Origin of the sequence: Ilumatobacter sp. (assembly GCF_049588435.1) — a bacterium.
GTDB lineage: Bacteria > Actinomycetota > Acidimicrobiia > Acidimicrobiales > Ilumatobacteraceae > Ilumatobacter_A.
The window spans coordinates 1-7,314 of sequence record NZ_JBAVYV010000325.1; the positions used below are offsets into that span (position 1 = coordinate 1).

At 67.8% G+C, this 7,314-nt stretch carries 8 protein-coding genes and 1 pseudogene; 6 read left to right on the forward strand and 3 right to left on the reverse strand.

Features of this window, described 5'->3' with window-relative positions; all coding sequences use genetic code 11:
- The 5 genes and pseudogenes from WBV89_RS12565 to WBV89_RS12585 all read left to right on the forward strand — a co-directional run.
- A partial coding sequence (locus WBV89_RS12565) for a BMP family protein (RefSeq protein WP_423981695.1) occupies positions 1-997 on the forward strand: 997 nt, incomplete at its 5' end.
- 29 nt (positions 998-1,026) lie between these two features.
- Complete coding sequence (locus tag WBV89_RS12570; RefSeq protein ID WP_423981696.1) at positions 1,027-2,568, forward strand: ABC transporter ATP-binding protein; 1,542 nt, start codon at positions 1,027-1,029, stop codon at positions 2,566-2,568.
- Positions 2,569-2,646: 78 nt separating this feature from the next.
- Entirely contained in the window at positions 2,647-3,132 is a 486-nt protein-coding gene (locus WBV89_RS12575) for a hypothetical protein (protein WP_423981697.1), read from the forward strand.
- 12 nt (positions 3,133-3,144) lie between these two features.
- A pseudogene (locus WBV89_RS12580) lies at positions 3,145-3,429 on the forward strand (TlpA family protein disulfide reductase); the annotation flags it as partial.
- Positions 3,430-3,468: 39 nt separating this feature from the next.
- Complete coding sequence (locus WBV89_RS12585; protein ID WP_423981698.1) at positions 3,469-3,765, forward strand: Dabb family protein; 297 nt, start codon at positions 3,469-3,471, stop codon at positions 3,763-3,765.
- 17 nt (positions 3,766-3,782) lie between these two features.
- On the opposite strand, the gene WBV89_RS12590 is transcribed toward WBV89_RS12585, so the two are convergent.
- Both WBV89_RS12590 and WBV89_RS12595 read right to left on the reverse strand, forming a co-directional pair.
- Positions 3,783-4,298, reverse strand: coding sequence for a protein-tyrosine phosphatase family protein (locus tag WBV89_RS12590; protein ID WP_423981699.1), 516 nt, complete (start codon positions 4,296-4,298; stop codon positions 3,783-3,785).
- Complete coding sequence (locus WBV89_RS12595) at positions 4,295-5,251, reverse strand: D-2-hydroxyacid dehydrogenase (RefSeq protein WP_423981700.1); 957 nt, start codon at positions 5,249-5,251, stop codon at positions 4,295-4,297. The genes WBV89_RS12590 and WBV89_RS12595 overlap by 4 nt, the downstream gene beginning before the upstream one ends.
- 93 nt (positions 5,252-5,344) lie before the next feature.
- On the opposite strand from WBV89_RS12595, the gene WBV89_RS12600 reads away from it, so the two are divergent.
- Positions 5,345-6,490 carry a nitronate monooxygenase gene (locus tag WBV89_RS12600; protein ID WP_423981701.1) on the forward strand — a complete coding sequence of 382 codons (1,146 nt, stop codon included), beginning with the start codon at positions 5,345-5,347 and terminating at the stop codon, positions 6,488-6,490.
- 24 nt (positions 6,491-6,514) lie between these two features.
- Here the strand turns inward: WBV89_RS12600 and WBV89_RS12605 are convergent.
- Positions 6,515-7,314, reverse strand: an 800-nt coding sequence (locus tag WBV89_RS12605; protein WP_423981702.1) for a lysylphosphatidylglycerol synthase transmembrane domain-containing protein, incomplete at its 5' end; no start/stop codon positions are given.

The following is a 7,314-nucleotide window of genomic DNA, read 5'->3' on the forward strand; positions in this document are numbered from 1 at the left end:
CGACGAGGCAGCGGACGACACTGAAGATGCCGTCGACGACGCCGACGACGCAGCCGACGACGCAGCCGACGACGCAGCCGACGACGCAGCGGACGACACTGACGACGACATCAGGATCGGCATCGTCGCGCCGAGCGCGAGCAACGACCTCGCGTTCACGCAGTCGATCATCGACTCGATCGACCGCGTCGACGAGGAACGTGACCTCGACGTCGCGGTCACCGACGGCGCCTTCGTCGTCGAGGATGCCGCCGCCGCGATCCGCGGGTACGCCGAGGACGGGTACGACCTCGTCATCGCCCACGGCTCGCAGTACGGCGGGCCGCTCGAAGAGATCGCTCCCGATTTCCCGGACGTCTCGTTCGCATGGGGCACCGCGTCCGACACCTTCGGCCTCGACAACGTCTACGCCTACACCGTGGCCGCTGATCTCGGCGGGTACGTCAACGGCGTGATGGCGGCACAGCTCACCGAGTCCGACGTGATCGGCGTGGTCGGCCCGATCGAGGTCGGCGACGCGAAGTCGTACATCGATGGCTTCACCAACGGCGTCGGCGACACCAACGCCGACGCAGAGGTCAACGTCAACTACATCGAGTCGTTCAGCGACGTCGCTCTCGCCTCGGAAGCGGCGACGGCTCACGTCTCGAACGGTGCCGACGTGCTCACCGGCACGGCACAGATGGTCGTCGGAGCGACCGGCGTGGCCGCCGACAACGACATCCCGTGGTTCGGCACCCAGTCGAACCAGACACCACTCGGCGAGGACATCGTCGTTGCGTCGCAGGTGTACCACTGGGAGGTCGTGCTCGACCAGATCCTCGACTCGATCGCGGCCGGCACGCTCGGCGGCGAATCGTTCACGCTGACGTTCGAGAACGCCGGGCTCGAGATGGAGTTCAACGACGCGTACGACCTCGATCCCGCGATCAAGTCCAGCGCCGACGATGCGATCGCCGGCTTGACCGACGGATCGCTGTCGACCGGCGTCGAGTGACCGTCCCGACGGTCTGAACGGAGACATCCATGCAACCTGACTCGGCCGCACCGATGCTGGAGATGCGCGGCATCACCAAGCGGTTCCCCGGCGTCGTCGCGAACGACGGCGTCGACCTCTCGGTGCTGCCGGGTCAGGTGCACACCCTCCTCGGCGAGAACGGTGCCGGCAAGAGCACCCTGATGAAGATCCTCTACGGGCTCCACCAGCCCGACGAGGGCACCATCCATCTCGACGGAAAGCCGGTGACGATCAGCTCACCGTCCGATGCGATCAGCCAGGGCATCGGCATGATCCACCAACACTTCATGCTCGTCCCCACCTTGACCGTGGCCGAGAACGTGGCGCTCGGCCTGGGTGGACGCCACGGCATGGCGAACATGGACCCGGTGAAGGAACGCCTCGCCGATGTGTCCGACCGGTACGGACTCGCCGTCGATCCCGACGCGTACATCTGGCAGCTCGCCGTCGGTGAACGCCAGCGCGCCGAGATCCTCAAAGCCCTCTACCGCGACGCCAACGTCCTGGTCCTCGACGAACCGACCGCCGTCCTCACTCCGCCCGAGGTCGACGAACTCTTCTCCACGCTGCGCCAACTCACCGACGACGGCCGCGGCCTCGTCTTCATCTCGCACAAGCTGCACGAGGTGATGGACCTCTCCGACGAGATCACCGTGCTCCGCCACGGCCGGGTGGCTGGGCGCACCCGCCCGAGCGAGGCAACCCGCGAGTCACTCGCCGAGATGATGGTCGGCCGTGCGGTCGAACTCACCCGCACGGTGGAGCAGCAGGAGGCGGGCCGACCGCAACTCACGGTGACCGATCTCGACGTCGTCGGGGACCGCGGGAACCTCGCCGTGAAGAACCTCGACCTCGAGGTGTGCACCGGGGAGATCGTCGGAATCGCGGGCGTGTCCGGCAACGGCCAGCGCGAACTCGCCGAAGCGATCTTCGGGCTCCGCCCCATCCAGCGCGGGGGAATCAAGATCGGCGAATCCTGGACGGCCACCCCGACCCCGCTCGAGGTCCGCAAGATGGGCCTCGCGTACGTTCCCGAGGAACGGATGCGCGACGGAGCCGTCGCCGACTTCACCGTCGCCGAGAACCTGATGCTGGTCGACTACAACCGCGCCCCGTTCGCGACCGGCGGGTTTCTCCGTCGCAACCGGATCGGCGAGCGTTGTCGAGACCTCGTCAGCAGATACCAGGTCAAGACGCCCGACATCGACGCCCCGACGCGTACGTTGTCGGGCGGCAACATCCAGAAGGTGGTGATCGCGCGCGAGTTCAGCTCCGACGCCACGGCGTTCGTGGTCGCACAACCGACACGCGGCGTGGACATCGGCGCGGCCGAATACATCCACGAACGCCTGCTCGACCAACGTTCGCGCGGCGCAGCGATCCTGCTGATCTCCGAGGACCTCGACGAGGTGATGCAGCTGTCCGACCGGATCGTCGTGCTCCTCGAAGGCGAGGTGATGGGAGAACTGACCCGCGACGAGTTCGACGTCCACACCCTCGGCCTCCTGATGTCCGGCGTCACCCCGCACACCGCTCCCGCACCCGGCTGAACCTGGTCCGACGAGGGTTTCGCGGGTGTTCATCGGATGTGAGGTGAGAGTCGGCGTGGGAGATGCGACCATGGTGCGATGAACGTTCGACGGCTTCCGGTGATCGTGGCCGCCATCGGTCTGACGCTCGCGGCGTGTGGCACCTCGGATGCCCAGTCGTCGACCGAGCCGGCCGACACCGACGCACTGGCACCTGCGATCAGCGCCGGCGACGAGGCGAGCGACGAAGCAAGCGATGCGACGTCCGATCCCGTCGATGCCGAGTCGGTGACGACCGATCCACCTCCGGCGACCGACGTCGCCGGCACCGAGGAGCCCGTCGCGGTCGAGCCTGCCGCGAGCGAGCCCGCCGACACGACTGCGGCACCGGCGGAGCCGGAACCGGCACCTGCGGAGATCGGCGGTCGAGTGTTGGCCGCCGAGGTCGATCCGGCATCACAGTTCGAGGGGAACCCGTTCCCCGACCTCGTGGTCGACGACGTGGGTCGACGCGGTTCCGCGAACCTTGCGAACGTCCTTCCGTCCGATCGCCCGATCCTGCTGTGGGCGTGGGCACCGCATTGACCGACCTGTCGTCGGGAGGCACCCGACGTCGAGCAGTTCGCTCGAGATCATCTGAACGAGGTCGAGGTCATCGGTTTCGGAACCCAGGACAGCCTCGAGGAGGCGTACGAGTTCGTCGCCGAGCGGGGCACCGAGTCGTTCACGATGTTGTGGGATCCGACGTTCGAGTCGTGGCAGGCATTCGGGATCGCCGGTCAGCCGACCCTGGTCATGCTCGACACCGACGGCAACGAGCTCGGCCGTTGGTTCGGTGCGATCCCCGAGGACGAGGTCCTGGCGCTCGCCGCCCAGGCGTGAACCGCTGACCGCGACCCGTCGCCGCGCCATACTGGCGCGATGTTGAGGCACGTGGTCATGTTCAAGTGGAACGACGATGTCGACGCGGCGCATGTCGAAGCGACGCGGGCGGCGCTCGAGGCGAGGGTCTCGACGATTCCTGCGGTCGCCGACTACCGCCACGGTCCCGACCTCGGCCTCGCCGACGGCAACTTCGACTACGCGATCGTCGGTGAGTTCGCGTCGGTCGACGACTACGTCACCTACCGCGACCATCCGGACCACCAAGCGGTGATCGTCGAGTACATCAAGGATCGGGTCAGCGCCCGCACCGCGGTGCAGTACGAAGCCGGCTGAGATCGACCCGGACGGGGTCAGTCGTGTGGGGCGAGGTGCGCCGCCAGATCGCGGATCAGGTCCGTCTGCGCTCCGACCTCGGGTCCGGCACCGCGGCGATCGCGGGCGACGGTCGCCAGCGCGTCCGACCACGACATGCCGAGCACCATCAGCACGGCGACCGCCATCGTGCCCGCGCGTCCGATCCCGGCGGAGCAGTGCATGATCACCGGCCGACCTGCGCGCAGGACGCCCGCGATGTCGTCGAGGATCGGGAGTGCGGAGTCGACGGGCGGGGCATGGAAGTCGGGGATCGGGAACCAGCGCGCGTCGGGTGACGAGCGAAGCCACTCGGCATAGCCCTCGTAGCGAGCGATGTCGCGCGGCTGGTTGAAACTCACGACGACGGTTCCCGCGCCGAGCCGTTCCCTGATCAGTTCCGGGTCCGGCGCGATCACGTGCTTGCCGCAGAGGTAGAGCGCGCCGTGGACGTCGTCCGGCAGTCCGATCCGGTCGATGCCGCCGTCCAGCTGCCGACCACTCGGCCAGGTCACGGCGCGACCTCGTTGCGGAGGTCGGCCCCGGCAACCCACCGTTCGAGGTTGGCGAGGAACGCCTCGTCGGCGCGCTGCCCGGTCTCGGCGGTCGACCCTGAGTTGTGCGGGGTGATGATCAGGTTCGGGGCCGACCACAGCGCGTCGTCCGCCGGCAAAGGTTCGGGCGTGGTCACGTCGATGCCCGCTCCACCGAGGCGACCGTCGACGAGCGCGGCCGTGAGCGCCACCTGATCGACGAGTTCTCCACGACCGACGTTGACGAAGTACCCGTCTGGTCCGATCGCGTCGAACACCTCGGACGTGATGATGCCCTCGGTGTCAGGTGTCAACGGGAGGGCGACGACCATCGCGTCGTGATCGCGTGCGATCGACGCGAGTTCGCCGAGCGGGCGGACCGGGAACGGTTCGCCGCCGTGGGCTCGACGGCGGACGATCGTCGGTTCCATTCCGAACGCAGACGCCAACCGCGCCACCTCGCGACCGATCGGTCCCCAGCCGACGACCGCGATCGAGCGGCCACCGATCTCGCTCCATCGGTGCCAGTTCCACTCGGCGCGATCCTGCGCGCGGATCATGCCCGGGAGATCACGGCTCAGTGCGAGCAGATACATCATCGCCGTGCGCGCGATCGGCTCGGCGCTGCTGCCCGACGACGTGGTGAGCCGCACCCCACGATCGGTGAACGTCGCGAAGATCGGGCTGTCGACCCCCGCGGACATCGTGTGCAACCAGCGCAGGTTCGCGGCGCGCAGGGCCACGCCGAAGAAGTTCGGCGCTCGTTCGGGCCACGAGTCGTGGGAGAAGAAGGCGAGGGTGATCCGCTCGAGATCGGCGTCGGACACCGGGTCGTCGCCCACGAGCCTGACGAGTTCCACCTCCGGCGCGATCGACTGCAGCCTGCTGCTGTGGCGAGCGGCGAAGTCGTCGGTGCAGAACAGGACGTCGGCCATCTGACGGAGTGTGCCAGACGCCGACGGAACAGATTCGACCCGCGCCGTGCCGGGGGTTCGTGGTCGCGAGCACCGAGGGGCGAAGATGGTTCCATGAAGACAGCTGCGACCGAGATGCTCGACATCGAATTTCCGATCTTCGCCTTCAGCCATTGCCGCGACGTCGTCGCCGCCGTGACCAAGGCCGGCGGCCTCGGCGTGCTCGGAGCCGTTGCGCACAGCCCCGAACAACTCGAGATCGACCTGGCGTGGATCGAGGACGAGGTCGGAGGTCGGCCGTACGGCGTCGACCTGATCGTCCCCGCGAAGTACGCGGGCGACGGCGACGGGGGGTACACGCTCGACGACATCGCCAAGCTGATTCCCGACACACACCGCGAGTTCGTCGCGGACATCCTCGCCCGCTACGACGTCCCCGAACTTCCGGACAACGACTCGACCCGCGGGACCGTTCCCGCCGACGGTGCCGGTGGGACGGCGCCGTTCAGCGCCAAGCAGGCGATGCCACTGCTCGACATCGCACTCGCACACGACACGGCGTTCGTCGCCAACGCACTCGGCCCGCCCCCGCAGTTCCTGATCGATCGGTGCAAGGAGGAGGGCAAGCTGATCGGCGCGCTCGCCGGCCGGCCGCAACACGCCGAGCGGCACCAGGCTGCGGGCGTCGACATCATCATCGCTCAAGGCTCCGAGGCCGGTGGCCACACGGGCGAGATCGGTTCGATGGTGCTGATCCCCGAGATCGTCGATGCGGTCGACATCCCCGTGCTCGGCGCCGGTGGGATCGGTCGAGGTCGTCAGATGGCCGCAGCGATGGCGCTCGGCGCACAGGGTGTCTGGTGCGGTTCGGTCTGGCTCACGACCGACGAGGCGGAGACGCACCCGGTCGTCAAGCAGAAGTTCCTCGCGGCCACCAGCGCCGACACGATCCGCTCGCGGTCGTTGACCGGCAAGCACGCCCGCATGCTGAAGTCGAAGTGGACCGAGGAGTGGGACCGCGAGGACACCCCCGAACCGCTCGGGATGCCGTTGCAGCCGATCCTCACCAACGAGGCGCAGAAGCGCATCGCCCGCGCAGCCAACACTCCGGGATCGGGAGCGGCGGAACTCTCGAACTACTTCGTCGGACAGATCGTCGGCACGATGAACCAACCGAAGTCCGCCGCGAGCGTCGTGATGGAGATGATCGAGGAATTCATCGACGCCACCGAATCCCTCGCCGCGCAACTCGAGTCGTAGGGCCCGCGCCGCTGAGCAATCGGGTCAGATCAGCGAACGACGCTCGCTGATCTTGAGTCCGATGTATCCGGGAATGGTCGGGAACCAGTAGTTGATCAGTCGGAACAGCAGGACCGCTGCCCACGCGGTCGCGTCCTCGACCCCGGCGTTCGTCAGCACGAACACGAGCGCCGCCTCGACCGCTCCCACGCCACCCGGCGTCGGCACCGTCGATGCGATCGTCGTCGCGACGATGTAGAGCGCACCGAGGGTCGCGAACGGCAGGTCGATGTCGAACGCCCGACACGACGCAGCAAACGCCATGATCGTCAAGAGCTTGCCGAGCGCGGTTCCACCGAACAGCAGCCCCAGCTTCGTCGGGCGATGCGCCAACTCACCGAAGTCGGTCCGGATCTTCTGCAGGGTGGTCCTGACGAACGACACGACCCAGCTCCGGAACTTCGGTGTCAGTCCGATCGCGAGGGCCGCCACCACGAGGGCCCCGACGAAGACGAACACGATCGTCAGATCGGGGCCGCCACCGCCATCGCCGCTCGACGCGGTGTCCGCCGAGACGTCGGTGCTGCTCCACAGCAGGAAGAACGCCATGAAGAACACCTGGACGACGCCGCTCACGGCCGAGGTCAGACCGATCGCCGCTGCAGCGACCGTGCCGTCGGTCCCGCCCTTCTGGAGGTAGCGGATCCTCATCGCCATGCCGCCGGCGTTCATCGGGGTGAACCGGTTGAGGAACGACTGCCCGAACATGACGATCGTCGCTTCGCCGAGCGCGATCGGACGCACCACCGAACCGCTCAACGACATCGCTCCCGCGACGGTGCCGA

Bases quoted from the DNA above. Each gene is read 5' to 3' on its own strand.
- WBV89_RS12570 (WP_423981696.1), top strand. From the start codon at position 1,027: ATGCAACCTGACTCGGCCGCACCGATGCTGGAGATGCGCGGCATCACC.
- WBV89_RS12575 (WP_423981697.1), top strand. From the start codon at position 2,647: ATGAACGTTCGACGGCTTCCGGTGATCGTGGCCGCCATCGGTCTGACG.
- WBV89_RS12585 (WP_423981698.1), top strand. From the start codon at position 3,469: ATGTTGAGGCACGTGGTCATGTTCAAGTGGAACGACGATGTCGACGCG.
- WBV89_RS12595 (WP_423981700.1), bottom strand. From the start codon at position 5,251: ATGGCCGACGTCCTGTTCTGCACCGACGACTTCGCCGCTCGCCACAGC.
- WBV89_RS12600 (WP_423981701.1), top strand. From the start codon at position 5,345: ATGAAGACAGCTGCGACCGAGATGCTCGACATCGAATTTCCGATCTTC.